The organism is Enterococcus sp. AZ194 (assembly GCF_051713825.1).
Classification (GTDB): Bacteria; Bacillota; Bacilli; order Lactobacillales; family Enterococcaceae; genus Enterococcus_K.
On record NZ_JBIOQR010000001.1, the window covers coordinates 1,083,896 to 1,110,894 of the forward strand.

Below are 26,999 nucleotides of genomic sequence, written 5' to 3' on the forward strand. Positions count from 1 at the left end.
GCAACACTAGTGAAATAAAATATTAAATTAAACATAGAAATAGTTTTTTTATATGTATAACGCCCCACGTTAGATGAAGAATTTTTGAATGCCATATTGAATGCTATTGGGAATAATCTAGTGAAAATATGTGAAATAGTTCGTAGTCAAATAGCTTTATATAAATGAATACTACACAAATAGAAAGTGTTTGAAACTATAAAATCTGTCTACCCAGTAGCATAAGAAGCTTAATTATTTGAACATCCAATTCTTTGTCTGACAAGGAATTGGGTGTTTTTTTGTACTAGTGTAGTATTTTTTGCGAAAACGCAGTGGGTATAGAGAAAAGTTATTATTTTGGATTTATCTGCTATTCCGATAACAATTTTTTAGTAGAAACTGCGCAGCCTAAAGGTATAAAACTGGCGAATGGAAAAGAGTATTGACAAAATAGCGTATATTATAGGATAATATATTCAATGTTGAATATATTGGAGGTGTTTAGATGATTCGGTTATTAGTTTTGGAACTATTAAGTCAAAGTCCTATGTCTGGTTATGAGATCAAACAGATTCTTGAAAAAACAGATGCCAAACGATGGGGAAATGTTTTGCCGGGTTCGATTTATCATGCGATAAAAAAATTAGAGTTAAGCGAGTGTATAAAAATTGCGAATATTGAAATGACAGGGAAAAGACAGCGTTCCGAATATACAATCACTAAAAAAGGGACGAAATTATTAAGTGAATTAGTTATCGAAGCTTTATCTTCACCGATTCATTTTGCTGGGGATTTGTACTCGGGGATTGGGGTAATCCATCAAGTTGGTAAAGATCAAGCGATTGCCGAACTCGAAAAGAATTTGATTACGTTGGATAAAGAAGCGGCTGAAATTAAACAAGGCATTAAAATGAAAATTGAGTCGATAGATGCTGAGCTTCCAACTTTGTCTTCTCTTGTTGTTGAACACATGATTAAATCAATCGACATTCAAAAGGAACTAATAAAGGGTGTGATTCATACACTTGAAAATAAAACCGAATAGTTCGGATTTTATTTTTGGGTGAATAGTCAATATTGAATATATTTTGGAGGAATAATAATGGAAAAACTAAAAGTAAATCCATATTCTATCGATCATTTGGTAGTCAATGTAGAGGGATATTATCAAAAAAATCAAGAGTTCATAGAGGAAGTTAATAGCCAGGGGCTGCCTTATTTACCAAAAAAGGGAAAAGGAACAAGAGGTTTTCAAGCGTCTAATCTATGGCTGGGAGAGGAATATCTTGAATTTATCCATATCAAAACTAAGGATGGAGGTGGTTGGATAAGCAAATGGGTTGAGAAATATCATGCAGGTCATCGCGGATTAATCGGCTTATTTCTAAAAACTAAAAATATTGAGGAGACAACAGAGAAACTGAGTCAATTTGGGATTTCGGAGTCTAAACGGATAACTATTCCATTATTTTTTAACTTGATTAAACTATCAGCTAAATGGCGCAATGCTTATCTGCCGTTTTTTAGCAAGAGTCCATTTCAAATAGGCTTTCAACAGGTGGATAATAAAAAAATAGAAAAAAGAATGCACACGCAAATGGTACCGAATAGTCAAGACCAAGGAATTACAGGAATCAAATCGATTACATATTATGGTCCTTTTACTGAGGATGAGCTGGAGTGGCTCAAAAAGATATTTATCTGTATAGAGGAGAAAGATAAGCAGCTAATCATTCCTCTAGAAAAAGGTCAATCTCTGTCTATCTGTATTTCAAGTGAAGTAAAGACCGAAGTTCAATTATTTTCTCAGCAGATTGTCCTCTCTCCCTTAATTATTGAAAATGTGATAATTACGAGTAGCCCCCCAATTAGTGAGTAAATTGGCATGGAAAGACAGATAGCTATCATAAAATACATAGAGGTTTTCAATTAAAGTACACGATGAATGAGCTAAATTACATAAGAATCCAATCTAGTTAACAACCCCACTCATCTCTATTTAGAATTGGGTGGGGTTTAGTTACTATCTGAATATAGAGATAAATTAGAGAGAGTAGATGAATAAGTCGGGTAAATCAACGCGGACAAGCTCCTCTGAAATAAGAACCAAAGTATTCTCAGAATCATAAGCATCTATTTAACTGCAATAAAATAACCTCCCTAATCAGTTAGAGAGGAATCGCAGTAGAGATTTGCAAAATCATCAACAAAAACATGGTAAGGAGTTGACTACTGCTGACCATAGTATAACAGAGCTTTATTTTCTAGGTAATGATTATGCACTAATTTTTGGGCAGAAAAAGAAAGATTAATTTTTTTGCTTGCTAAAAATCAGTGGGCTTCTAATGCAGCTAGTTGATTCATTTCTAGTTTACGACTTTTTTATTGAGGGACTAGAGGAGAGTTGAATAAAAAACAATCTTTATTTAGTGAAGGGGTTACAATAGGTAGACTCTTTTTATATAATGAAAGAAATAAGGATAAAATGATTCGTTGGGAGAGAATGTATGGGAAGACGTCAACAGGGAGTGAAAAAGCAGAGACGACAGCGAAGGAGAGCGATTGTCAGTTTGGCAGTGGTTCTAATGGGTTGTTCGGTACTTCTATTTTTTTATTTGAATCAAAAATTGACAACAGCTACACCTGATAAGAAAGAAACAGTTCAGATAACAAAAAAAGAAGTACCAACGAGTCAATCAGAGAGGTCTGATAAGAATGCTGAATCAGAGAACCAAACTGAGAATGAGTCGGACAAACAGAAAGAAAATAAAAACGATAGTGAAAAGAAAAAAGAGCAATCTGATGAGCAGACACAATATGTCGTGGCTCAGAAAACAACTATTTATTTAGATAATCAAAAGCAAACCGTTCGTGAAGAACAAATTCCAAAAGGCGCGATTATTACAATCAAAGAGGTTCCTGGTAATGACCAGCTGGTAGAAGTTCTGACAGAGCATAATAAAGGCTTTATTGAAAAAGAGACCTTGGTTTTGCGAACAGAGGTCCAAGAGAAACGTGAGGCCTTAAAGAATCCTACACTAAGCTCAGAAGAAGTTGCAGCCCTTTTGGATGACAAAATCAAAACATTTATCAATCAAAACGGTGGTGATTTGAGTATCTACATAGAAACAGCAGACCAGTCGCTTTCTTATGGGTATCAGGAGTCTGCTGTGCGACGGACGGCTAGCAGTATTAAGTTAGCGTTTATTACCTATATGATGACACTAGCCGATCAAGGGGCAATCAATTTGTCGGAAGAATTAACCTATGAAGCAAGTGACTATTATGGAGGAACAGGGATTATTCAGTATGATCCAGTGGGGTCAAAGTATTCTTTGGAACGTTTGGCGGAGCTTGTGATTCGTTATAGTGATAATGTCGCCTACCTAAAATTACTTGCTTATTTGGGTGAAGAGAATTTTGTGGCCTTTTTAAAAACCATGAATGCTGAGTCTCAAAATGATCGTTTCTTCTCTACCGCAAAAGTGTTAACTAGCTATATGAAGTATGTCTTCGAAAATAAAGACAGCAGTGCTCATATCCAAAAGTTGTATGGTTGGTTACAGAGAAGTACTTTTGATGATGGTGTGGCGATTGGCGTCCCAGCTGTGGATGTGATTCACAAAACGGGCTGGATGCCGATGTACGCAGTCAGTAATGATATTGCTTTAGTTGAAGCAGACAGACCGTATTATGTCACGATTATGACAAATGGCTATTCTGAAGAGTATAGTGAGCAGGCGATTTCTGATTTGGCGGAGTCGATTGATCAATGTTTGTTGCAGCTGAAATAAATGAGTGATTTTAAACGAGGATGTCTGAGGAGCTTATGCATCTTTGGCATAGGAGACTGATGATAGAAATTTGATAGTTGAAGATTGAATGGTTGCCTGTTCAATCTTCAGCTTTTTGTTCTATTCTTTTGAGTACCCTGTTTATTAAAAAGAGTATCAAATTGGCTAGTTCTTTTGGGTGCCTCTTTTTGTAGGTGTAGGCTAATCTTTTTGAGGGGGAAAAATGAATTTAGATGGAAAAATCAAATTAAGTTGCAAAAAGAAAGAACTTATATTAAAATAACATTAATTAAACATGATGCTTTGAAGAGAAGAGTAGTAAACTGCTGATAATAAAAGAGACCCTTGTCTGGTGAAAATAGGGATTATTGAAGGTTTATGAAGATGAGCTCTGAGCATTTGGTCTTGTTCACGCAAACCAAACGGTAAGCAACCGTTATATTGCCAAGTATGTTTGTACTGTTGAGGTATTGCCTGTAAAGGCAATATAAATGAGGGTGGTAACACGGAAATATTCGTCCCTTTATCTATCAAAAGATTGGTAGGTAAAGGGATGGATATTTTTTTTCTGTCATAAAAAGGAAAGGGTGTAATTGGATGAAAAAATTAGGGATTTTTGGATTATTAGTAAGCTGCTTATTTGTAGTAGCAGCGTGTGGTGCAAAGAATGACAAAGTGGAGAGCAAGTTGAAGATTGGTGCTTCACCAACCCCACATGCGGAGATTTTGGAGCATATTAAACCTGAATTGAAGAAAAAAGGTATTGACCTTGAGATTGTTAAATTTGATGACTATATCTTACCGAATAAGGCATTGAATGAGGGAGAGATTCAGGCAAATTATTTTTCAACTGTTCCGTACTTCGAGTTACAAAAGGCGGAAAATGGGTATGATTTTGAAAATATCGGGGCGATTCACTTAGAGCCGATGGGAATCTATTCTCACGAGATAAAAAACGTGGCGGACATTCCTAAAGGGGCAAAGGTGATTGTTTCCAATGTACCATCTGAGTGGGGACGCGTATTAAATATTTTCGTTCAAAATGACTTGCTGACTTTAAAGGATGGACTGGCGATTGATAAAGCGACTTTCGAGGATATTGTCGATAATCCGAAAGAGTTGGTGTTTGAACACAGTGTGGATCCGACGTTACTGACGGCTGCCTATGAAAACAAAGAAGGTGACTTGGTGGCGATTAATTCCAATTTTGCCTATGAAAAAGGGTTAAACCCGGTTAAAGATTCGTTGATGATTGAAAACGAAGACTCGCCGTATGTTAATATTGTGGCAACAAAAGCTAAAGACAAGGATAACGAGGCGATTAAAGAGTTAGTGAAAATTTTGCACGAAGACTCTGTCCAGTCATGGATTGAGAAAAAATGGGGCGGTTCGATTGTCCCTGTGAATTAAACAAATCAGAAAAAAGGAAGAAGGATAAAGAGATGGAACGAGCAATTTTTGCAGGGGGATGTTTTTGGTGCATGATTAAACCGTTTGATACACAGCCAGGGATTCTTTCCGTTTTGTCAGGGTATACAGGTGGATTTAAAGAAAATCCGACTTATGAGGAAGTCAAAGCGGGAGAGACGGGGCACACAGAGGCGATTGAGATTATCTTTGATCCAGCAGTGATTTCATTTGAAGAGCTGGTTGAGATTTATTGGCAACAAACGGATCCTACTGATGCATTCGGTCAATTTGAGGATAGAGGAGATAGTTATCGCCCTGTTATTTTCTACTTTAATGAGGAACAAAAGCACATGGCAGAAGCGAGTAAGCAACGATTACAGAGTAGTGGACTTTTTAAGGAGAAAATTGTGACCCAAATTGAGCCTGCTACAATCTTTTATCCAGCTGAGCAGTATCATCAGGAATATTACAAAAAAAATCCTGACAATTATGAAAAAAATGCGAGTCAAAGAAAACAATTTATCGGTCAAGTGTGGCAAGCTTAACCAAGGTTGTGTTTTAAGTAGTGCCAAAAAATTCTATAAGTGAAGCAGGCTGTTTCTAACGTTAAAGAGGGTATGTCTGCTGAAGGTGCTAGAAAGCTTTTCTTAGTAAGCTTCTTAGCCCTTTTTTTATAGCCAAAGTAGCAAGATTGCCTCCATGATTTCTTTCAGAAAAAAGTTTATAGCCTGGATGCAAGCTGATTTATTCATGGAAGTTTAAAGCAGAAAGGTAGGAAATAATGGCTTAATGAAACCTAAAAACCTCGTCTTGCCGAGACTTTATTTTAAGGAGTGCTGGATTAAGAAGCTAATTTTTACTAGAATAAAGAGATAACCTTTTGTTGAGTGGAGCGCTTTAGTTGGATTATTTAAGATACGACTAGGCAGTCGGCCAATTTTAGCTACTATATTATAGAGGAGATTGCGATACACTAGAGTCTGTGGAGGAGTTGAAAAATGCAATTTTTGCGTAACATAGGTATAATTGCAATAAGAAATGAGAATGTGTTGAAATAGAGGTGGTAAGTTTTGTCAAAACGAATCGATCGGATATACGCGTATGTAAAAGAGCAAACTGCACAATTATCAGAGGAGGCTATTCAAGATGGCGCTGGTGTCACGACCGCAGAAGTGGCTGACGTGTTGTCTATTCAGAGAACCAATGGCAGTAAGGATTTGAACCAGCTGGTAAAAGAGGGCAAACTAACAAAACTAGAGGGGCGACCGGTGCGCTATATCTTAACAAAGGGATGGCAAGAACCACCAGTCAAAAAATATGTTCCTAGCTATATGGAGAGACCTAAAAAACAGAAGGGCAATAAAACATTACAAGCGCAAGCGGTGATGACGAGTAAGGACATTTTTTCTCGGATTATCGGCTCTGCTGGAAGTATGAGAAATTCAATCGAACAGGCCAAAGCGGCGGTCTTATATCCTCCAAAAGGCTTAAATTGTTTAATCACAGGGCCTACAGGTTCAGGAAAAACATATTTTGCACATGCAATCTTTCAGTATGCTAAATTAAACCAAGTGATTTCCTCTGACAAAGAATTAATTGTTTTTAATTGTGCAGATTATGCGAATAATCCGGAACTATTGATGAGTCATTTGTTTGGGTATGTCAAAGGAGCTTTTACAGGGGCGGATACTGAAAAGTCAGGAATTATTGATGAAGCGGATGGTGGGATGCTCTTTCTTGATGAAATTCATCGACTACCGCCAGAAGGACAAGAAATGATCTTTTATTTTATGGATCATGGAACATATAGTCGCTTAGGAGAAACGAGCAAAACGCATCAAGCGGCGGTTCGAATCATTGGTGCGACGACAGAGGATCCCAATTCGACTTTACTTGATACATTTGTCCGAAGAATTCCGATTAATATTCAGTTACCACCTTTTGCCAAACGACCAGCCTCTGAAAAAGTGGATCTAGTGAAAGTCATGGTTGCCCAAGAGGCGAATCGAATTGAGAGAAGAATCACTTTGACTGAGGATGTTGTAAAGGCGTTAATTGGTAGCGTGACTTATGGCAATATTGGTCAGTTGAAGTCTAATATTCAACTAGTTTGTGCACGGGGCTTTTTGAATCATATGCAAAAAGAGGAGATCCCTCTGACAGTCAATGATTTGCCTGAAGGAATTCGGGCTGGCGTGATTCAGTTGGCCAGTGATCGTGAGGCAACTATGGAGCTTGCGAAGGTGCTAGAGCCGAAGATTGATGTATCTCCCAATGCCTCAATTCTTGAAATACAGTCAGATTCCTATGAGTTACCTTATAATTTATACGATATTATTGGCGATAAAGCGACGTTATTAAAGTCTGATGGATTGGACCAAGAGGCGATTAATCATTTTATCTCCACAGATATTAATATTCATTTGAAGTCGTTTTATAAAGATCATGGCTTTTCATTTAACGCAGAAAACAAATTATCGGAATTTGTTGATCAAACAATTATTGATGTGACTAACCAGATTTATCAACAGGTCAAACAAGAGTTACGTCATGAGTTTCAGCAAAATTTTGTTTATGCGATGAGTTTGCATATTAGCTCGTTTTTGAAAAAGATTTATCTTGGCGAAGAACGTCACACAAATGATAATATTAAAGAGATGGCTGTTGATTTTCCGGAAGAATTTGAGGCTGCAAAAAAAATTCGTCAGTTTATTGCTGAGCGGTTTCAAGTGAAAATTCCAGAAAGTGAAGATTATTATTTGACCGTTTTGTTAGTTTCCTTACGCGATGATCAATCAGTCGGTCGGGTCGGCGTGATTGTTGCGTCTCACGGAAACAGCACAGCGAGTAGTATGGTGCAGGTAGTCAAACAGTTGTTAGATGTGGATAAGATTATTGCGGTGGATATGCCGTTAGATATGCATCCGCGGACAGCTCTGGAGCGAATTGAACAGGCTGTACTTCAAATTGATGAAGGAAATGGCGTGATGCTGTTAGTAGATATGGGCTCATTGGCGACATTTAATGAGAAGATTCAAAGAGACACGGGTGTACCAGTTCGAACGATTGATATGGTGACGACTTCACTGGTGATAGAGACGGTTCGAAAAGCTTCGGTTATGGGAGCTAATTTGGATGACCTGTATGATTCCTTGAAGAATTTTAGAGGGTACGCGGATGTGAGTACAGGGACAGTCGAGAAACAGTTGGGAAGTAATCAAGCAATTCTCGCTATTTGTGCATCGGGAGAAGGAACAGCCCAAAAGATTAAAGAGATTATTGATGCTGCTTTACAAAAAAGGAAAAATGAAACAATTGAAGTGGTAACCCTATCTGTATTAGATGTGCGAGAAAAGATGGGCACGATTCAAGAACAGTACGATATTGTGGCGACTACAGGAATTATTGATCCGAAGATTGAAGCGCCGTTTATCCCGCTTGAACGATTTATTGATCATGATGTTGATCGTATTTTGGATCAGCTTCTTTTAGAAGAGGAGCTGGAAGAGTTGACGGATAGGGTCGATGTATCGGTGGATGAGGAGCAGGCCCAAACAATTTGTGTGAACTATATGGTGGAGAGCTTTACATTTATTAATCCAACCAAGTTAATTCGTCCGCTATGGCAATTTTCAATGGAGGTGGCTGATAAAGTTGGTGTCGACTCATCAAGATATGCTTTTCAGATTAATTTGACCATGCACCTGGCTGGGATGGTGGAACGAATCTTACTGAGAGAATTTTTGACTGTGGAAGAGGTAGAGCTGCAACAAATGAAAGACCAAGCAATTTATCCGCAAGTTGAAGTTGCAGTGAAAGAATTAGAAAGACGCGTGCGCTTTACCGTTCCGCCTGCTGAAGTGTATTATCTGATGCAATCAATTATCAATCAGCAATTAAAAAGAATACAGTAAGTTGCTAAAATAATACACTAATTAATACACAAAAGAAAACAATACACTGATAATAGTGTATTGTTTTCTTTTATCCTTTTATTTAGAGGAAAAATAAAAGAGTGTATCATTTGTAAGTTGGCATACTTCTTGCTTATTATAAATGTGAACACAGTTGTAGATATAGACATAGGAGGTGGTTTTAAGGTCTCGTTAAAAATTCGGGTGACAGGGTAACTGTCGTTTTAAACATCTAGCCCCGGATAAACGGTGGGTCACAAGCACTCAGCTTCCAAATAGTGAATGAGTAAGGAGGTCCGTTATTGTGGGAATGGATATTCGTTTAGCTCGGATTGATGATCGGTTGATTCATGGGCAGGTCGCAACTGCATGGTCGAAGTCAACAGATATCAGTCGAATTCTCGTCGTCAGTGACGAAGTAGCACATGATGAGCTTCGTAAGTTTTTGTTAAAAGAAGCGGCGCCACCTGGTATCAAGTCCAATGTTATTACGATCAAAAAAATGATTGAAGTGTATGACAACGACTTGTTTGAAGGAGTCAAAGTGATGTTACTTTTCACTAACCCAGCAGATGTTGCGCAATTACTTCGTGCAGGCATTCCGATTTCTTCTATTAATATTGGCGGAATGCGTTTCACAGATGGGAAACGAATGATTACCAATTTTGTTTCTATTGATGATGATGACATTGAGGCATTTCGTTACTTAGATCAACAAGGCGTAGAGTTAGAGATACGAAAGGTCCCGGCAGATCGTAAAGTCAATCTGATGGAACTGCTTCAAAAAGAAAAGAAATCAGAGAAGTAGCTTGTCACAAATAGACTGTAATTAAAAATTACACTCTGCAATTATCTGTGTATCATTTATGTTGTTAAAACAAAAGTAAGAAAAATAGGAGGTATAAACATGGTAGGGATTATCCTTGCAAGTCATGGTGAATTCGCAAATGGCATTTTGCAATCCGGTTCAATGATTTTTGGAGAGCAAGAAAATGTGAAGGCAGTTACTTTACAACCTAGCGAAGGACCAGATGACTTAAAAGCCAAATTAGTAGAAGCAATCGCCTCTTTTGACAATCAAGAGGAAGTATTGTTCTTGGTTGATTTATGGGGTGGTACACCTTTTAATCAAGCAAACAGTTTGTTTGAAGAACACAAAGACAAGTGGGCGATTGTTGCAGGTATGAATTTACCAATGGTGATTGAAGCTTACTCTTCACGTTTTTCAATGAATTCAGCACAAGAGATTGCGGCACACATTCTTGAAACAGCGAAAGAAGGAGTTAAAGTAAAACCAGAAGAATTAGAGCCAACAGAACCAATTCAAAAGGTTGAAGATCAACAACCAAAAGGGGCCTTAGCTCCCGGAACAGTCGTTGGTGATGGCAAAATCAAAATCGTCTTAACGCGTGTGGATTCTCGTTTACTTCACGGACAAGTAGCAACTGCATGGACAAAATCAGTTAACCCTTCACGGATTATTGTCGTGTCTGATGCTGTAGCAAAAGATGACTTACGTAAGAAATTGATTGAACAAGCGGCTCCTCCTGGTGTGAAAGCCAATGTTATCCCAATTAATAAAATGATTGAGGTGGCGAAGGACCCACGTTTTGGCGGAACTAAGGCTTTATTATTATTTGAAAATCCTGAAGATGTCTTACGAGCAATTGATGGTGGCGTAGAGATTCCGGAAGTTAATGTTGGTTCAATGGCTCACTCTGTCGGTAAAGTCGTTGTAAGTAAAGTATTGTCAATGGGAACTGAGGATGTTGCAACGTTTGAAGAATTAAAGAACAAGGGAGTTACCTTTGATGTTCGTAAAGTACCAAACGATTCAAAAGATAATATGGATGAATTGCTGAAAAAAGCGAAAACAGAGTTGGCTAACGTTAATAAGTAAAAAAACATTTAAAAAATAGGAGGCTTATCATGTCTATTATATCAATAATTTTAGTAGTGTTCGTTGCCTTTCTAGCGGGTATGGAAGGAATTCTCGATGAATTTCAATTCCATCAACCGTTAGTCGCATGTACATTAATCGGGTTGGTAACGGGAAATTTAACTGCAGGTATTATGTTGGGTGGATCATTACAAATGATCGCACTTGGTTGGGCAAATATTGGTGCTGCTGTAGCGCCAGATGCTGCATTGGCATCTGTTGCATCCGCAATTATTTTAGTTAAAGCATTAGGTACTGATAATATTTCTGTTCAATCAGCCATTACAACATCAATTGCTGTAGCTATTCCATTGGCTGTAGCTGGCTTGTTCTTAACAATGATTGTTCGAACACTTGCTGTACCGATTGTTCACATGATGGATGCAGCGGCAGAGAAGGGTAATATCCGAAGAATTGAATTTTTACATGTTTTAGCTGTCTGTATGCAAGGGATTCGTATTGCGATTCCTGCAGGCGCGTTATTGTTTATTCCACCTCAAACTGTTCAAAATTTCTTAGAAGCAATGCCTGCTTGGTTAACTGATGGTATGGCTATCGGTGGGGGCATGGTCGTAGCAGTTGGTTATGCAATGGTTATCAACATGATGGCGACAAAAGAAGTTTGGCCGTTCTTTATTATTGGCTTTGTGGTTGCAGCGGTCACTCAATTGACTTTGATTGCATTAGGTGCGTTAGGTGTGGCTATGGCCTTGATTTACTTAAACCTTTCTAAAATGGGTGGTTCAAGTAACAGTGGCGGCGGAAGCAATTCAGGTGATCCGCTAGGCGACATTCTAAATGACTATTAATTAGAAGGAGGAGAAAAAAATGGCAGAAAGAATTGAATTAACGAAAAAAGATCGTTTAGCTGTTGCATGGCGCTCTACCTTCATTCAAGGTTCTTGGAATTATGAACGTATGCAAAATGGTGGCTGGGCCTTCTCAATGATTCCAGCGATTAAAAAATTATACAAATCAAAAGAAGATCGTTCTGCGGCGTTAAAACGTCACTTGGAATTCTTCAATACCCATCCTTATATTGCTTCACCAATCATTGGGGTAACCTTGGCTCTGGAAGAAGAACGAGCAAATGGTGCACCGGTTGATGATGTAGCGATTCAAGGGGTAAAAGTAGGGATGATGGGTCCGTTGGCGGGTGTTGGTGACCCTGTCTTTTGGTTTACCGTTCGGCCAATGTTAGGTGCGTTAGGTGCCTCATTAGCAATGTCAGGAAACATCATGGGTCCAATCATTTTCTTCGTAGCTTGGAATTTGATTCGTTGGGCATTCATGTGGTATACACAAGAATTTGGTTATAAAGCAGGTTCTAAAATTACTGAAGACCTTTCAGGTGGAATCTTACAGGATGTAACAAAAGGGGCATCGATTCTGGGGATGTTTGTTCTAGCGGCTTTGGTACAACGTTGGGTATCCATCAAGTTCTTACCAGTTGTCTCTGAAGTGAAACTAGATAAAGGTGCCTTTATTGAGTGGGATAAGATTAAAATGACGGGAAAAGGTCTGCAATCGGCGTTTGAACAAGTCAACAGTGGATTAGCCCTTTCTGAAACAAAGGTCACAACTTTACAAAATAACTTGGATCAATTGATTCCAGGACTTGCTGCTCTATTACTAACATTCTTCTGTATGTGGTTACTTAAGAAAAAAGTTTCTCCAATCGTTATTATCATTGGTTTATTCATCGTTGGGGTTGGTGGACATTATATCGGTCTATTATAATTAGACGAAACAGAAGAGTTAACTTCAAAATAGAATGTTCTTTCAAATTGGTTGGAATCGGTTTGTTTGTAAAACTATCGGGATCAAGGGTTCGCTCTTGGTCCTGTTTTATCTAGTGACGTTTAAAAGGTTTGGAATAGATAAAAGTAGAAAAGACACGTATAATTAAGTTAACAAGCTAATAAGGGGTAGATGAGATGGTTCAATCACTGAATACAAAGGTTGATTTAACAATTGACGCAACAGCCTTTAATGGCATCACAGAATATGGCAAGATTATGATTGGCGATGCAGGATTTGAATTTTATAATGGGCGTGATACGAGAAAGTACATACAAATTCCTTGGAATGAAGTAGATACAGTGATTGCTTCGGTGATGTTTAAAGGAAAGTGGATTCCTCGCTATGCGGTCAAAACAAAACAAAATGGGACTTTTACCTTTGCTTCAAAGGAACCTAAAAAAGTTCTGCGAGCGGTTCGCGAATATGTCGATCCGGCCAATATGGTTCAATCACTTAGCTTCTTTGATGTGATTAAGCGAGCAGTAGTATCTATTGGCAAAAAGAAATGAGGCAGAACAGTCTCGCGTATCCTAAAGAGGAATCGTTCATAAGAAAGACTAAGGTCTGACATGGAGGGTTCTTTTTTTTGGTCTAAGTTTCCTGAATGAAGAGAAAGACGACCAAAAATGAATCGATTCAAAAAATAGCTTGAAAATAAATTCTGCTCTTGCTATCATATAATTGAATCGATTCAATTTTCGGTTTTCAAAATGGGGAAAAGGGGAAATAATATGGCAACTATTCACGAAGTGGCGAAGTATGCTGGTGTTTCTGTGGGGAGCGTTTCACGTTTTTTGAACGGGTATACGCTGAAAGATGACAATATGAAAAAAATTGCTGAAGCAGTTGCTGCACTGAACTATAAAGAGAATATGCTGGCAAAGGGATTAAAAAGTAAACAAAGTCAGACAATTGGTTTACTGATGAATCATATGCGGAGTAATTTTAGTAGTTCGATGGTTGCAAAGATTGAAGAAGAGATGGAGAAATCTGGATATGGATTGTTATTAAGCGGCTTTCAAGGGGAACCGGCTCAGTTTCAAAGAAAAATTGATTTTTTGCTTTCTCGGTCTGTTGATGGGGTGATTCTTTTTGAGGCAGAGCAGGAGTGGCCTGAGGTACAGGCGTTACGGGATTTAGATATCCCTATTTTATCAATTAATACACCGATTGAGTTTGAAAAAGTGGATTCTATTTTGGTCAATAATCAGCAGAGCACAAAGGAAGTTATTTTGAGGATGTTGGCTTTGGGGCATGAAAAAATTGGTGTTATTGCGGCTCCTCAAAAGGACTATGTTGCTAAGGAACGTTTATCGGGTGTCTTAGCGGCCTATGAAGAAGTGGGAGTCTCAAAAGATAACTTAACTATTTTTTATGGGGACTATTCAAAAGAAAGCGGCATAAAAGGAGCCGCCTATCTGATTGAACAAAAAGAAGTGACTGCTTGGTTTGTCTGTAACTATAACATGTCTTTAGGGGCGTTGCAGGTGATTTATGAAGAAGGCATTCAATTGGGGAAAGATCTTTCTTTTGCCTGTTATGATTACTTTGAAGCAAGCGAAATTTTTACTCCTAAGCTGACAGTCGTTAAACAACCAATTACGGAGATTGGCGTCCTTGCAGCGAATCGAATGATAGATAAGATTCAAAAGAAAAACCAGCTATCTGGGGAAACGTTGGTTCTAAATAATGAAATTTTATGGCGTGATTCAATTGCCACAAAATAAATAGATAGACATAAACAAAATTTAAAGAGAAACGAGTGTTGTAAAAATGAAAAAATTTCCTGACGGCTTCTTATGGGGCTCAGCAATGTCAGCACCACAAACAGAAGGCTATGGCTCAAAAGGTGGCAAGTCTCCATCGACATGGGACTACTGGTTTCAAACAAATCCAGAGAAATTTAACCAAAATCAAGGACCTGAAAATACCTCGAATATGTATGAATTGTATGTAGATGACTGTGTAAGAATGAAAGAAATCGGCTTAAATTCGATTCGAACTTCGATTGCTTGGACACGTTTATTACCAGATGGAAAAACGCTGAATACAGAAGCTGTGACATTCTATCGTGATTATTTCCAAAAAATGAAGGATAACGGCGTGGAACCAATCATGAACCTTTTTCATTTTGATATGCCTATGTGGCTGATGGAAAAAGGTGGTTGGGAAGTACGGGAATCAGTTGAGGCCTTTGCTTTTTATGCGAAGACAGCTTTTGAACAATTTGGGGATATTGTTACCAGATGGACAACCTTTAATGAACCGATTGTGCATGTGGAATGCGGGTATTTGTATGGTTACCATTATCCTGATGTAGTCGATTTTAAAAAGGCTGTACAGGTGGGCTACAATACGCTGTTGGCACATGTTCGGGCAGTTGAAGAGTTTAGAAAAGTCTTGCCAGCTGGTGAAATAGGTATTATTTTGAATATTTCGCCTGCATATGGGCGTAGTAATAGTCCAGAAGATGAACGAGCAAAAGAGGCTTCTGATTTACTGAATATCAATAGCTTTTTAGATCCAGCTGTGCACGGTATATTACCTGATAAATTAATTCAATTAGTCAAAGAAAATCAATTGACCCCTGAGACGCAGCCAGAAGATCCAGCGTTGATGCAACAAAATACAGTGGACTTTATCGGTTTAAATTATTATCAACCAAGACGTGTTCAAGCGCCTGAAAATCCTAAAGTCCCAGCTCAAATGCCAGAAGATTTATATGTTCCTTATGATTGGCCTGAGAAAAAAATTAATCCTTATCGTGGTTGGGAAATTTATCCTAAAGCTTTGTATGATGTTGCGATAATGATGAAAGAAGACTACAAGAATATTCCTTGGTATGTCAGTGAAAATGGTATGGGCGTGGCAGATGAGGAACGTTTTATGAAGGAAGATGGGTTGATTGAGGATGATTACCGAATTGAATTTATGCAAGAGCATCTTGATTACCTGCATAAAGGCATTGAAGAGGGTAGTAATTGTTTTGGGTATCATACATGGACCTTTGTTGATTGTTGGTCGTGGTTAAATGGTTATCGCAATCGTTATGGTTTCTACCGTGTTGACTTAGAAAATGAATACAAACGAACACTTAAGAAGAGTGGTCTGTGGTACAAAGAGTTATCTAAAAACAACGGGTATTAATAGTCGGTTAAATTAAATATAGAGGAGCTCGTCACTGTTGTAGTGGTGGGCCCCTCTATTTTATATAGCCTTAGATTGTTTTTTGAATGCTAGATTTTACGTGTCAAAATAGACAGTACTCAAATTGCGAGCGACAGTTAGTCCGCCGTTAGGGGTTCGTCATTCGCTGGGAGTGTCTGCATGAGTGCGAAAAAGTATTCGGCTTTGCCTGTGCTAAAATACTGATACCAGGCCTCTAATGTGTCGGACGCAAAAACATCTAGTTGTTCAATAATTTGTTTGGTCCAAAGTAGCGCCCCTGTTGAGCTTGCTGTGATAAGGTTTTGATCGGAAACAGAAGGACTATCAAGATAGGCTTCTGAACCTTTGTAATTTGGGACAAACATTTCTAAAAAGCCAGCACCATTACTGGTATGAGGTCGTTTATCTAGCAGTCCATAGCCAGCAAGTGCAGTGGTAGCCCCACAAATTGCGGCAACCGTTGCGCCTAGAGTAAGAAGGGCCTCTGCTTTTTCGATGATTGATTGATGGTTCGAATCACTCCAGGTATCGGCCCCTGGTAAGAGTAAAACGCAAGATTTTTCGACAACAATCTCTTCAATCAAACAGTCAGGAATGATTGTTAACCCACCCATTGTTTGAATGGGTTCTTTTGAATGACTGACCGTCTTAATGGTCAGGTTTGGTGCACTTTTTTTGAAAAAGCGTTTAGAATTTAATTCAGCAGTGATATAGCCTAACTCCCAATCTGCTAAAGTTTCAAGAACGTAAATATAAATCGTATGCATTATATTATTCCTCCATTTTCTGTTTTCTTCTAATTACTGTTATAGTGTAACAAGGGATTGTTGACATCAGTATGGCAACAATATACAATCAAACAAAAAAAATTTTAAGGAGAAGCCAAATGAAAGTAGCGAGGCTTATCAGTATTATTATGACGCTTCTTGATAGAGAGCGAGTGAGCGCTCAGGAATTATCGGATATGTTCGAGGTTTCTCTTCGCACAATCTATCGTGACATAGAAAGCATTAATTTGGCTGGGATTCCGATTCATGCTACGTCAGGAGTGGGTGGTGGGTTTGAGATTATGCCAAATTATAAGGTGAACAAACACATTTTCTCAACCTCAGACCTCACCACCATTTTAATGGGATTATCCCATCTTTCTGACGTGATGCAGGGAGAGGAGCTGGCAAATGCACGGGCGAAGATTAAGAGTTTTATTCCAGAAAGAGGTTGGGACAACTCTACAAGCTATGTCCCAGCCTCTTTTTATCCGAATAAACGGTGGATACAGAAGCAACTCCTTCGGAAATAAGCTGAAATTCACAAAAATTTGAAGAGCAATTTCCGTGAATTCCTTCTTATTTCTCGGAGTTAAACACTTCTGTCCCAACCTCAAATAGATCAAGTACATATTGATTTAAGTCCTTGGTTGGGGAATCGAAATATCCAAGAGACATTGGAACAAATCAAACATTGTTTACGCGAAGCTTGTCTATTCTCCTTTGATTATTGGGATCGTTATAGGGTAAAAACCGAGCGAATCGTTGAGCCTTACCAGTTAGTATTAAAAGGGAATCAGTGGTACATCCAAGCCTATTGCCTAAAAAGAAAAGATTTCCGTCTATTTAAGTTAGTCCGGTTAACCAATCTTCAGATTCTCGAGACAAAATTTGAGCCACGAGTCTTTCCAAAACCAGAGCTAGATTTTTCTGATAGACTAGCATCGCTGCAGACAGAAATTGAGATTCGTATTCACCAATCAATTATGGACAGGGTGTTGGAGTATTGTTCGTTTGAGCAGTTTACGCCAGAAGGAACAGATTATTATCATGTCAAATTTCCTTTTATCGAGAATGAATTTTATTACACTATGCTCTTCAGCTTTGGTAACAAATGTGAGTGTTTGAGGCCTTTACATGTGCGAGAAGAGATGAAAGTGAGAAGCCAAGCGATAGCTAGACTCTATGAAACGAAAAGCGGAATGAACGTCAATTTGTGAGAATATTGAGTGAGGTTTCTTCTATTATCTAATGAAAAAGATAGCTTAGATCTAAAAGTTTCACTTACTGTGATACTCGCAATATTCTGGATGAGGAACAAATTTGTGGAAGTTTTTCGGCTAAGTTGTTTGATGAATTATGCTATAATTAACAAGATTGTAAAAGAAAGTAGGGATTATATATGATGAAGCGTGTGAATAAGTTAAGAGAAGAAATGAAAAAAGATGGATTAGATAGTATTTTAGTAACGAGCAAATATAATTTACGCTATTTAACTAATTTTACAGGAACGACAGGTTTGGCTGTTGTGACCTTAGATAAAGCTTTTTTTGTGACGGATTTCCGTTACACTGAACAAGCGGCAGCACAGGCACAAGGCTTTGAAGTAATTCAAAATGTTGGACCAATTTTTGATGAAGTAGCTAACTTAGTGAAAAAAGAAGAGCTACAAAAGTTAGGCTTTGAAGAGATGCACGTAACCTTTGCAGAATATTCTATACTGGATGAAGTGATAATGGCTGAATTGATTCCGGTTGCAGGTTTGATTGAGGAACTAAGAGAAATCAAGGATGAAGAAGAGATTGCTTTAGTCAAAAAAGCTTGTCAGATTGCTGATGCTGGTTTTGCTTACATTTTGAAGACGATTAAACCTGGAATGACGGAAATTGAAGTGGCAAATTTGTTGGATTTTCATATGCGTTCTCTGGGGGCTTCTGAGGTTTCATTTGAAACTATCGTGGCTAGTGGGTATCGTTCAGCGATGCCTCATGGGGTTGCCAGTGAGAAGGTCATTCAACAAGGAGAAATGATCACGTTAGATTTCGGCTGTTATTATCAAGGGTATGTTTCTGATATGACGCGGACCTTTGCGATTGGCGATCCAGGTGAAAAGATGAAAGAAATCCACCAAATTGTCTTAGATGCACAATTGAAAGTTATTGAAGCAGCACAGCCCGGCGTGACAGGTGTCCAGCTTGACGCGGTTGCTAGAGATTATATTACCAAGATGGGCTATGGCGAAGCGTTTGGTCACTCAACTGGTCATGGGATTGGCTTGGAAATTCACGAAGGACCGAATGTTTCATTCAGAGCGGAAGAAGCGTTTGTGCCTGGGAACATTATCACTGATGAACCAGGGATTTACTTAGCTGGATTGGGTGGCGTGCGTATCGAGGACGACTTACTTATCACGACTAGTGGCAATGAAATCTTAACGAGTTCACCAAAAGAATTGATTATTTTATAAGGCTTGCCGGAACGAAACCTGAAATTTCATGATTGATGTGATTTTAGGTTGTTTCCTTTTCTAAAGAAATTCAAAGATTTCGTAATTCCTTGTACGTTTATTATAGATAATCAATGTAAATAATGATAAACTAAATAGGAACATAGTTTTTGCATGAAGATGCGAAAAGCTGCGGGGATTTTTTTCTCCAACTATAAAATAGTCTCGTTATTTTTGCTTTGAAAAGAGCGACTTTTTCGTTGTATTCATCTGAGTAAACAAAAATAATTGATAGAGACAACAGTTGATACAAAGGTATCGTGTGCGTAATTAAGGAGGCACTAGTATGGTAGAACAAAAAAATTTAGTATTAGATGCAAATCAAGAATTGGGAGAAATCGTTATCGCTCCTGAAGTGATAGAAGTTGTCATTGGGATTGCTGCTTCAAAAGTTGAGGGTGTCTACGGAATGCGTGGGACATTTGCCAGCAATGTAACTGAACTTTTAGGGAGAGCTTCACACGGCAAAGGAGTCTATCTAACATTTGATGAGACCGGCTTAAAAGTTGATATCTATTGCTATCTAAAATATGGTGTTTCTGTACCGAAAGTAGCTATGGAGATGCAAGAACGTGTCAAACAGCAAGTTCTTTTCATGACGGATATTGAGTTAATCGAAGTCAATGTACATGTCGTAGCCGTTGTACCAGAAAAAATGGAACAACCTGATTTAGATGAGTTGTTTGAAGATGAAGAGGACACCAATGAGTAAAGAATTAACACGAAGAGAAATTAGGGAGATGGCTCTACAGGCTTTATTTCCATTAGATTTCAATACGGAATTAACAAAAAAGGATGCAATTTTAAGTGCAATTGAATTAGAGCATGAGGAATTGTTGAGTGAAGAAGAAGACGCATTTGTTCCTGTATATTTGGATATGTTAGTGGGTGGCGTCTGCGAGAAAAAAGCAGAACTTGACGGCTACATTCAAAAGCATCTGCGTGACAACTGGAAGATTAACCGGATTTCAAAAATGGATTTAGTTATCTTACGAATCGCTACATTTGAGATGCTGTATGTAGAAGACGTTCCAAATACAGTGGCTTTGAATGAAGCGTTAGAGTTAACCAAAACGTTTAGTGATGACCGTTCAAGAAAATTTGTGAATGGCGTTTTATCTAATCTGATGAAAGAAATTGAAGCTGGGGAATAATCCTCAGCTTTTTCATATTTGTAGATCTAAATCTACGCAGGCAATTTGTTGTATGCTAAAATAAAAACGTTCAATAATAATGAGGAGTGGTTGTTGTGGGAGAAGTTATCAACGGGAAAGAACTGGCAGAAAAATTACAAGCAGAGATTGCTACAGAGGTTTCAGAGTTACGTAAGAAAGGCATAGTGCCAGGCTTGGTTGTTTTATTAGTAGGTGATAACCCTGCAAGTCAAGTGTATGTTAGAAATAAAGAGATTGCGGCAACCAAAATTGGCATTCATTCGAAGGTGGAGCGCTATTCCGCAGATTTAACGGAAGAAGAGCTGCTAGCAGAGATTGATCGATTTAACAAAGATGAAGCTTTTCATGGCATTTTAGTTCAATTGCCTTTACCAAAACATATAGATGAAGAAAAAGTATTACTGGCGATTGATCCGAAAAAAGATGTCGATGGGTTTCATCCGATGAACCTAGGGAAATTATTTGCAGGCGATCCAGAAATGATTCCTTGTACACCTTATGGAATTATGAAGATGTTTGAGGCGTATAATATTTCGATTGAAGGCAAACGTGCAGTAATTATTGGTCGTAGTAATATTGTCGGAAAACCAATGGCACAGCTTCTGTTAATGGAAAATGCGACAGTTACTATTGCACATTCAAAAACTAGAAATTTAGCTGAGGTGGCAAAAGAGGCAGATATCTTGGTGGTGGCGATTGGTCGAGGTCATTTTGTTACGAAGGAATTTGTTAAACCAGGAGCGGTTGTCATTGATGTGGGAATGAACAGAAATGAAGCAGGTAAATTAATTGGTGATGTCAAGTTTGATGAAGTGGAGCCACTAACAAGCTATATTACGCCTGTTCCAAAAGGGGTCGGGCCGATGACCATTACTATGTTGATGCAACAAACAGTAGAAGCAGCAAAAAGACAAAGTTAGAGTTACCTGCAATGAGAGAATGAAGGTATAATTCGAGCTTGGCGTCTAAAACATAGAGTATTGTGTATAAAAACAGAGCAGAGTGGAGGTGAGTGAATGGAACAACAATATTTAACAATTACAGCTCTAACCAAATATTTGAAACGTAAATTCGAGGCCGATCCTTACCTTGAACGGGTGTATCTGACAGGAGAAATTTCTAACTTTCGTCCCAGACCCAATGCCCATCAATATTTTAGTTTAAAGGATGACCAGGCAAAAATTTCGGCGATTATGTTTAAAGGGGCTTTTCAAAAGTTGAAATTTGAACCCAAAGAGGGAATGAAGGTTCTGGTTGTCGGTCGTATCTCACTTTATGAGAGTAGTGGGTCATATCAAATTTATGTGGAGCACATGGAGCCTGATGGAGTGGGTGCACTATATCAGGCCTTAGCTGAGTTGAGAGAAAAGCTGAGTAAGGAAGGGTTGTTCTCAAGTCCCAAAAAAATGCTACCGCGTTATCCTAAAAAAATTGCTGTCTTAACGAGTCCGAGTGGTGCCGTTATTCGAGATATTATTACAACGGTTAAGAGACGTTTTCCTATCGCTCAGCTTGTCTTGTTTCCAACGGTTGTTCAAGGAAATCAAGCGGCAGATGATGTGGTTAGAAACCTTCAACGTGTTGAGGCACTCGGAGATTTTGATACCATTATCATGGGGCGTGGCGGTGGCTCAATTGAAGATTTGTGGCCGTTTAATGAAGAGCGTGTTGCACGGGCGATTCATGAGGCCAAAACGCCAATCATTTCATCTGTTGGTCATGAAACGGATACGACAATTGCTGATCTTGTGGCGGATGTTCGAGCAGCGACGCCTACTGCAGCAGCAGAATTGGCTGTACCTGTCCTTTCAGAGGAGCTTTTGCGGATAAAAGAACGGCAAGGACGAATGGAGCAGGCCTTTTTAAACCAGCTTCAACGCAAACAGGAACGATATCAACGCTTAGCGAATTCGTATGTTTTTCGTCAGCCAGGTCGTTTGTATGATGCGCAGTCAGTCAAACTGGATCAGATGATGCAACGGTTACGACAGGCGATGCAACAGTCTTTGTTTGAAAAAGATAAACAGGCGAGCCAAATTATTCATCGTATGCATCAGATGGAGCCGAGTCATCGAGTAAAACAAGCGCAACAACAGCTGGATTATAGCAGTCGTCGCTTAGAAGATAAGATGACGAGTTATATGGAGAAAAAACGTCAATCCTTTGAAACAGCGATTCAATCATTGGATTTGTTAAGTCCGTTAAAGATTATGGGGCGTGGATATAGTTACACTACTAAAGAAAATCAAGTAATCAAAACAACAGCAGAGCTTGCGTTAAAGGATCAAGTAACGATTCATTATCAAGATGGCCAAGCGATTGCTGAAATTATCGAGTTGAAGGAGAATCTACATGGCGACGAAAACATTTGAAGCTTCATTACAAGAATTAGAAGAAATCGTTTTGAAGCTAGAGCAAGGGGATGTTCCCTTGGAAGAAGCGTTGGATTCATTTAAAAAAGGCATGGAATTGAGTAAGCAGTGCCAAGATACATTAACTAAGGCCGAAAAAACTTTGACAAAAATGATGACCGAAACAAACGAAGAAGTCGTTTTTGAAGAGAAGGTTGAGTAGTTATGTCAGTCAATCAATCTTTTTTTGAAAAACACTTATCTTATGTTGAACAAGAGCTGGTACGATTTATTGAAGAACACACTACGAATCAAGAATTAAAAGAAAGTATGCTTTATTCTGTTCGTGCGGGTGGCAAGAGAATTCGTCCACAACTATTATTGGCAGTCGTGGGGGCTTTTCATCAGACAGTTAGTCAAGGTGCTTATCAAACGGCGGCCGCATTAGAGATGGTTCATACCTATTCGCTGATTCATGATGATTTACCTGCGATGGATGATGATGATTTGCGTCGGGGGCGGCCGACTAACCATAAAGTTTTCGGTGAAGCGACGGCAATTTTAGCTGGGGATAGTTTACTAACGATGGCGTTTCAACTATTGAGTATGGCGCAAATTGAGTCTGAGCAAAAATTATTATTAATTCAGTTGTTTTCAAAAGCTGCGGGTGGAGAAGGAATGGTCAGTGGGCAAGCTGCAGACATGCAAGCCGAGAATCAACAGATTACGGTTGAAGAGTTAGCCAAGATCCATGAAGAAAAAACAGGGAAATTGATTGAATTTGCTCTGGTAGCTGGTGGAATATTAGCCAACCAACCTGTTGAGATTCTTGAAAAATTGCATCAATTGGCGGCCCACCTCGGTTTGGCATTTCAGATTCGTGACGATTTATTAGATGTGACTAGCACGACAGAAGAGCTTGGTAAAAATACGCAACGGGATGCGGAATTAAACAAGAGTACGTATCCAGGTCTTTTGGGATTGTCAGAGGCAAAGGTTGCTTTAGATGAAGAATTAGTTGCAGCTGAACGAACGATTGAGCAGATTCAAGTAGTTACTGGGTTTGAAGCTAGATACTTGAAAGAATTGGTCAAGGCATTTTATTTATAGAAAGAGGAACAACATGAAAAAAGAACGAGTAGATGTCCTAGCCTTTAATCAAGGTCTGTTTGAAACACGAGAAAAAGCCAAGCGTGGTGTGATGGCAGGGCAGGTGTATACAGAAAAAAATGAACGCTTAGATAAACCTGGTGAAAAAATTGCAGTAGAGACAGCCCTGCAGGTGAAGGGGCAAAAACTACCGTATGTCTCTCGAGGGGGCTTAAAGCTAGAAAAAGCGTTGGAGATTTTTGATTTGACGGTTTCAGATAAAGTGATTCTAGACATTGGCTCTTCCACAGGTGGTTTTACTGATGCGGCTCTTCAAAATGGTGCTAAGTTAAGTTATGCTTTAGACGTTGGTTATAATCAGTTAGCTTGGAAAATCCGTCAAGACGAACGAGTGGTTGTGATGGAGCGAACGAATTTCCGTTATTCTAAACCAAAAGATTTTACACATGGTCAACCACAAGTGGCGACTATTGATGTTTCTTTTATTTCGCTAAAATTAATCTTACCACCCTTGCATGATATTTTATCTACAGAGGGAGATGTGGTGGCGTTAATCAAACCACAGTTTGAAGCTGGTAAGGAATTTGTCGGCAAAAAAGGGATTATTCGAGATCCTGAAGTGCATAAAATGGTTTTAGAAAAAGTTTTATCTTTTGCGATGGCTACAAACTATAATATTGCGGCACTCAGCTTCTCTCCGATTACTGGAGGCGAAGGAAATATTGAATTTTTAGCACATTTAAAAAAATCGAGTGAAGAAGGTCAAATGGCTTCGACGATTTCCATCGAAGAAATTGTTCAATCTGCGCATGAAAAATTGCATAAATAACAAAATTCGTTGTGTTTCTTTAAAGAGACCAACGAATTTTCTTTATAAAGAGGAAAAAATAAGCTATGATAAATATGACTTTGAAACTAAGGAGCGTATATAGTTATGAGAAAGAAAGATAGACATCGTCTGATTACTCGTTTGCTGACTGAACATAGTATTCAAAAACAAGAAGAGTTTGTTGAATTATTAGGAGAAAAGAGCGTAGAGGTTACTCAAGCGACGATTTCCCGCGATATTAAAGAAATGAAATTGATAAAAGTTCCTTCAACTGACGGAGGCTATCGTTATAGCTTACCTGCGGAGACAAGCGAAGATGTGGGCATGAAGCTAGAAAAACTTTTAAAAGATGCGTTTGTTTCCGTGGATCAAATGGAAAAATTTGTGAGTTTGAAGACCTTGCCAGGAAATGCATCTGCAGCAGCGAATCTGATTGATAAACGCTACAAAAAAGAGTTGTTTTCAACTATTAATGATGATGATAATGTTTTGATGATTACAAAAACACAAGAGGCTGCGCACTATTTGAAACAAGAATTTTTGCGCTATTTATAGAGACAGGAGGGAAACAGCTTGTTACAAGAGTTGACTATAGAGAATTTTGCTATCATCTCAAAGCTTAGACTATCATTTCATCAAGGAATGACTGCCTTGACGGGTGAAACAGGGGCAGGGAAATCCATTATTATCGATGCGATGGGTCTGTTAGCTGGAGGAAGAGGATCAAGTGATTATATCCGGCAAGGTGCCCAAAAATGCACATTGGAAGGCTTATTTCAATTGCCCAAACAAGCAGATTTTTTGGCTTTTATGGAAGAGTTAGGGATTGAAATAGATGAGCAAAACTTAATTATTCAACGTGACATGTCTGCCTCAGGAAAAAACGTTTGCCGTGTCAATGGGCGAATTGTAACGTTAGCGAATCTGCGAAAGATTGGCGAATTTTTGGTAGATATTCATGGGCAAAATGAACATCAGGAATTGATGCAAGCAGAGAAACATTTGGGTTTATTAGATGAGTTTGGAACACAGTCTTTTAAACGAGCAAAAAAGAAATATCACGAAACTTATGATGCCTTTCGTCAGCTTGAACAACAAGTTAAGAAAATTCAAGCTAATGAGAAAATGTTTGTGCAACGCATAGATATGCTTCAGTTCCAACAAGAAGAGATTGCTAATGCCGAATTAGAAGTGGGCGAAGAGGAACAGTTAATAGAAGAAAGAGAGAAGCTCAGTAACTATCAAAAAATTGTGGATGGGTTGGCTGAGAGTTATGAAGCGCTGAACGCGGAAGGTTTGAGCAGTCTGGATGGCGTTGGAACAGCATTAGCTCAGCTGCAAGGAATTGCACATTTGGACTCAGAGTATAATAGTATCTTTGAAAACGTTCAAAATGCGTACTATCTATTACAAGACTCGGTGGGTGACATTAGTCGTCAGCTAGATAATCTGGAGTTTGACGAAAATCGTTTGGAGGAAGTTAATCACCGACTTGAAATGATTCGCCAGCTGAAGAGAAAGTATGGCGAGTCGATTGAAGCAATTTTGGCGTATCAAGAAGAGATTAGTCAGGAGCTAGCAGAGTCTAATTTTTCAGATGGTCAAATGGATAAGCTACTCCAAGAGTTAACAGATAAAGAAGTAGAAGTTCGTCGTTTAGCGCAGGATTTACACAGCCAACGGTTAGAAATTGCCAAAAAGCTAGAGAAATCGATTTTGACTGAGTTAAAAGAGCTATACATGGCTAATACCGATTTTGAGGTTCGGTTCTTAGAGACGGATCACCAACTGCATCGTGAAGGAATGGACCAAGTTGAATTTTATATTACGACAAATCCAGGTGAACCATTAAAACCTCTAGTGAAGGTTGCATCTGGTGGGGAATTGTCTCGAGTGATGCTTGCGTTAAAAACTATTTTCTCTAAAAAACAAGGGATTACGAGTATCGTTTTTGATGAGGTTGATACTGGAGTCAGTGGTCGTGTAGCACAGGCGATTGCTGATAAAATTTATCAGGTTGCTCAAAATTCGCAAGTCCTATGTATCACTCATTTACCACAAGTTGCTGCGGTAGCAAACTATCAGTATTATATTTCAAAGGATGTTAAAAAAGGTCGGACAGAAACAGAAGTCCAACAATTGACTGCGGATGAACGAGTAGCTGAGATTGCGCGGATGCTTGCTGGAAGTGAAATCACGGATTTGACGAAAAAACATGCAGAAGAACTTTTGAGTATGGCAAAAAAATAAA

26 protein-coding genes and 1 other annotated feature are annotated in these 26,999 nt (G+C 38.7%); of the genes, 25 read left to right on the top strand and 1 reads right to left on the bottom strand.

The window, feature by feature from the left end:
• Window positions 1–487 precede the first annotated feature (487 nt).
• The 13 genes from IGI37_RS05175 to IGI37_RS05235 all read left to right on the top strand — a co-directional run bounded on the left by IGI37_RS05175 (window position 488) and on the right by IGI37_RS05235 (window position 15,989).
• Complete coding sequence (locus IGI37_RS05175; RefSeq protein WP_438760375.1) at window positions 488–1,027, top strand: PadR family transcriptional regulator; 540 nt, start codon at window positions 488–490, stop codon at window positions 1,025–1,027.
• Between the two features lie 57 nt (window positions 1,028–1,084).
• Entirely contained in the window at window positions 1,085–1,861 is a 777-nt protein-coding gene (locus IGI37_RS05180; protein ID WP_438760376.1) for a VOC family protein, read from the top strand.
• A gap of 628 nt (window positions 1,862–2,489) precedes the next feature.
• Entirely contained in the window at window positions 2,490–3,776 is a 1,287-nt protein-coding gene (locus tag IGI37_RS05185; protein ID WP_438760377.1) for a serine hydrolase, read from the top strand.
• Between the two features lie 294 nt (window positions 3,777–4,070).
• Window positions 4,071–4,302, top strand: a binding site (T-box leader).
• A 71-nt stretch (window positions 4,303–4,373) separates the two neighbouring features.
• The gene (locus tag IGI37_RS05190; RefSeq protein WP_438760378.1) at window positions 4,374–5,186 is read left to right on the top strand and encodes a MetQ/NlpA family ABC transporter substrate-binding protein; all 813 of its coding nucleotides are present in this window, start codon (window positions 4,374–4,376) and stop codon (window positions 5,184–5,186) included.
• Between the two features lie 32 nt (window positions 5,187–5,218).
• Window positions 5,219–5,731 (top strand): peptide-methionine (S)-S-oxide reductase MsrA, encoded by a 513-nt coding sequence (gene msrA, locus IGI37_RS05195; RefSeq protein WP_438760379.1) that lies wholly within the window; start codon window positions 5,219–5,221, stop codon window positions 5,729–5,731.
• A 525-nt stretch (window positions 5,732–6,256) separates the two neighbouring features.
• The gene (locus IGI37_RS05200; protein ID WP_438760380.1) at window positions 6,257–9,100 is read left to right on the top strand and encodes a sigma 54-interacting transcriptional regulator; all 2,844 of its coding nucleotides are present in this window, start codon (window positions 6,257–6,259) and stop codon (window positions 9,098–9,100) included.
• Between the two features lie 310 nt (window positions 9,101–9,410).
• Window positions 9,411–9,908 (top strand): mannose/fructose/sorbose PTS transporter subunit IIB, encoded by a 498-nt coding sequence (locus IGI37_RS05205; protein ID WP_438763591.1) that lies wholly within the window; start codon window positions 9,411–9,413, stop codon window positions 9,906–9,908.
• A 99-nt stretch (window positions 9,909–10,007) separates the two neighbouring features.
• Window positions 10,008–11,000 carry a mannose/fructose/sorbose PTS transporter subunit IIA gene (locus IGI37_RS05210; protein ID WP_438760381.1) on the top strand — a complete coding sequence of 331 codons (993 nt, stop codon included), beginning with the start codon at window positions 10,008–10,010 and terminating at the stop codon, window positions 10,998–11,000.
• A gap of 29 nt (window positions 11,001–11,029) precedes the next feature.
• A complete protein-coding gene (locus IGI37_RS05215) occupies window positions 11,030–11,848 on the top strand; it encodes a PTS mannose/fructose/sorbose transporter subunit IIC (RefSeq protein ID WP_438760382.1) in 819 nt (272 codons plus the stop codon).
• Between the two features lie 19 nt (window positions 11,849–11,867).
• Window positions 11,868–12,779 carry a PTS system mannose/fructose/sorbose family transporter subunit IID gene (locus tag IGI37_RS05220; RefSeq protein ID WP_438760383.1) on the top strand — a complete coding sequence of 304 codons (912 nt, stop codon included), beginning with the start codon at window positions 11,868–11,870 and terminating at the stop codon, window positions 12,777–12,779.
• Window positions 12,780–12,976: 197 nt separating this feature from the next.
• Entirely contained in the window at window positions 12,977–13,351 is a 375-nt protein-coding gene (locus IGI37_RS05225) for a DUF956 family protein (RefSeq protein ID WP_438760384.1), read from the top strand.
• A 222-nt stretch (window positions 13,352–13,573) separates the two neighbouring features.
• Complete coding sequence (locus IGI37_RS05230) at window positions 13,574–14,569, top strand: LacI family DNA-binding transcriptional regulator (RefSeq protein ID WP_438760385.1); 996 nt, start codon at window positions 13,574–13,576, stop codon at window positions 14,567–14,569.
• A 46-nt stretch (window positions 14,570–14,615) separates the two neighbouring features.
• Window positions 14,616–15,989, top strand: a complete 1,374-nt coding sequence (locus IGI37_RS05235; RefSeq protein WP_438760386.1) for a glycoside hydrolase family 1 protein — start codon at window positions 14,616–14,618, stop codon at window positions 15,987–15,989.
• 137 nt (window positions 15,990–16,126) lie between these two features.
• Here the strand turns inward: IGI37_RS05235 and IGI37_RS05240 are convergent, their stop codons facing one another.
• Window positions 16,127–16,777 (bottom strand): type 1 glutamine amidotransferase family protein, encoded by a 651-nt coding sequence (locus tag IGI37_RS05240; protein WP_438760387.1) that lies wholly within the window; start codon window positions 16,775–16,777, stop codon window positions 16,127–16,129.
• 119 nt (window positions 16,778–16,896) lie between these two features.
• Here IGI37_RS05240 and IGI37_RS05245 point away from each other — a divergent pair, with 119 nt between their 5' ends.
• The 12 genes from IGI37_RS05245 (at window position 16,897) to recN (ending at window position 26,998) form a co-directional block, all read left to right on the top strand.
• Window positions 16,897–17,310 (top strand): helix-turn-helix transcriptional regulator, encoded by a 414-nt coding sequence (locus IGI37_RS05245; protein ID WP_438760388.1) that lies wholly within the window; start codon window positions 16,897–16,899, stop codon window positions 17,308–17,310.
• Between the two features lie 117 nt (window positions 17,311–17,427).
• Window positions 17,428–17,997, top strand: a complete 570-nt coding sequence (locus IGI37_RS05250) for a helix-turn-helix transcriptional regulator (protein ID WP_438760389.1) — start codon at window positions 17,428–17,430, stop codon at window positions 17,995–17,997.
• Between the two features lie 182 nt (window positions 17,998–18,179).
• Complete coding sequence (locus IGI37_RS05255; RefSeq protein WP_438760390.1) at window positions 18,180–19,244, top strand: M24 family metallopeptidase; 1,065 nt, start codon at window positions 18,180–18,182, stop codon at window positions 19,242–19,244.
• Window positions 19,245–19,569: 325 nt separating this feature from the next.
• Entirely contained in the window at window positions 19,570–19,995 is a 426-nt protein-coding gene (locus IGI37_RS05260) for an Asp23/Gls24 family envelope stress response protein (RefSeq protein ID WP_438760391.1), read from the top strand.
• Window positions 19,988–20,437 carry a transcription antitermination factor NusB gene (nusB, locus tag IGI37_RS05265; RefSeq protein ID WP_438760392.1) on the top strand — a complete coding sequence of 150 codons (450 nt, stop codon included), beginning with the start codon at window positions 19,988–19,990 and terminating at the stop codon, window positions 20,435–20,437. Before IGI37_RS05260 ends, nusB begins: the two co-directional genes overlap by 8 nt.
• 95 nt (window positions 20,438–20,532) lie before the next feature.
• Complete coding sequence (locus IGI37_RS05270) at window positions 20,533–21,378, top strand: bifunctional methylenetetrahydrofolate dehydrogenase/methenyltetrahydrofolate cyclohydrolase (protein ID WP_438760393.1); 846 nt, start codon at window positions 20,533–20,535, stop codon at window positions 21,376–21,378.
• A gap of 96 nt (window positions 21,379–21,474) precedes the next feature.
• Window positions 21,475–22,830: an exodeoxyribonuclease VII large subunit gene (xseA, locus tag IGI37_RS05275; protein ID WP_438760394.1), complete on the top strand. Its 1,356-nt coding sequence runs from the start codon at window positions 21,475–21,477 to the stop codon at window positions 22,828–22,830.
• Window positions 22,811–23,032 (top strand): exodeoxyribonuclease VII small subunit, encoded by a 222-nt coding sequence (locus IGI37_RS05280; protein WP_438760395.1) that lies wholly within the window; start codon window positions 22,811–22,813, stop codon window positions 23,030–23,032. The genes xseA and IGI37_RS05280 overlap by 20 nt, the downstream gene beginning before the upstream one ends.
• A gap of 2 nt (window positions 23,033–23,034) precedes the next feature.
• Complete coding sequence (locus tag IGI37_RS05285) at window positions 23,035–23,919, top strand: polyprenyl synthetase family protein (protein WP_438760396.1); 885 nt, start codon at window positions 23,035–23,037, stop codon at window positions 23,917–23,919.
• A 13-nt stretch (window positions 23,920–23,932) separates the two neighbouring features.
• A complete protein-coding gene (locus IGI37_RS05290) occupies window positions 23,933–24,748 on the top strand; it encodes a TlyA family RNA methyltransferase (RefSeq protein WP_438760397.1) in 816 nt (271 codons plus the stop codon).
• A gap of 105 nt (window positions 24,749–24,853) precedes the next feature.
• Entirely contained in the window at window positions 24,854–25,303 is a 450-nt protein-coding gene (locus IGI37_RS05295; protein ID WP_438760398.1) for an arginine repressor, read from the top strand.
• A gap of 18 nt (window positions 25,304–25,321) precedes the next feature.
• Window positions 25,322–26,998: a DNA repair protein RecN gene (gene recN / locus IGI37_RS05300; protein WP_438760399.1), complete on the top strand. Its 1,677-nt coding sequence runs from the start codon at window positions 25,322–25,324 to the stop codon at window positions 26,996–26,998.
• Window position 26,999 lies beyond the last annotated feature (1 nt).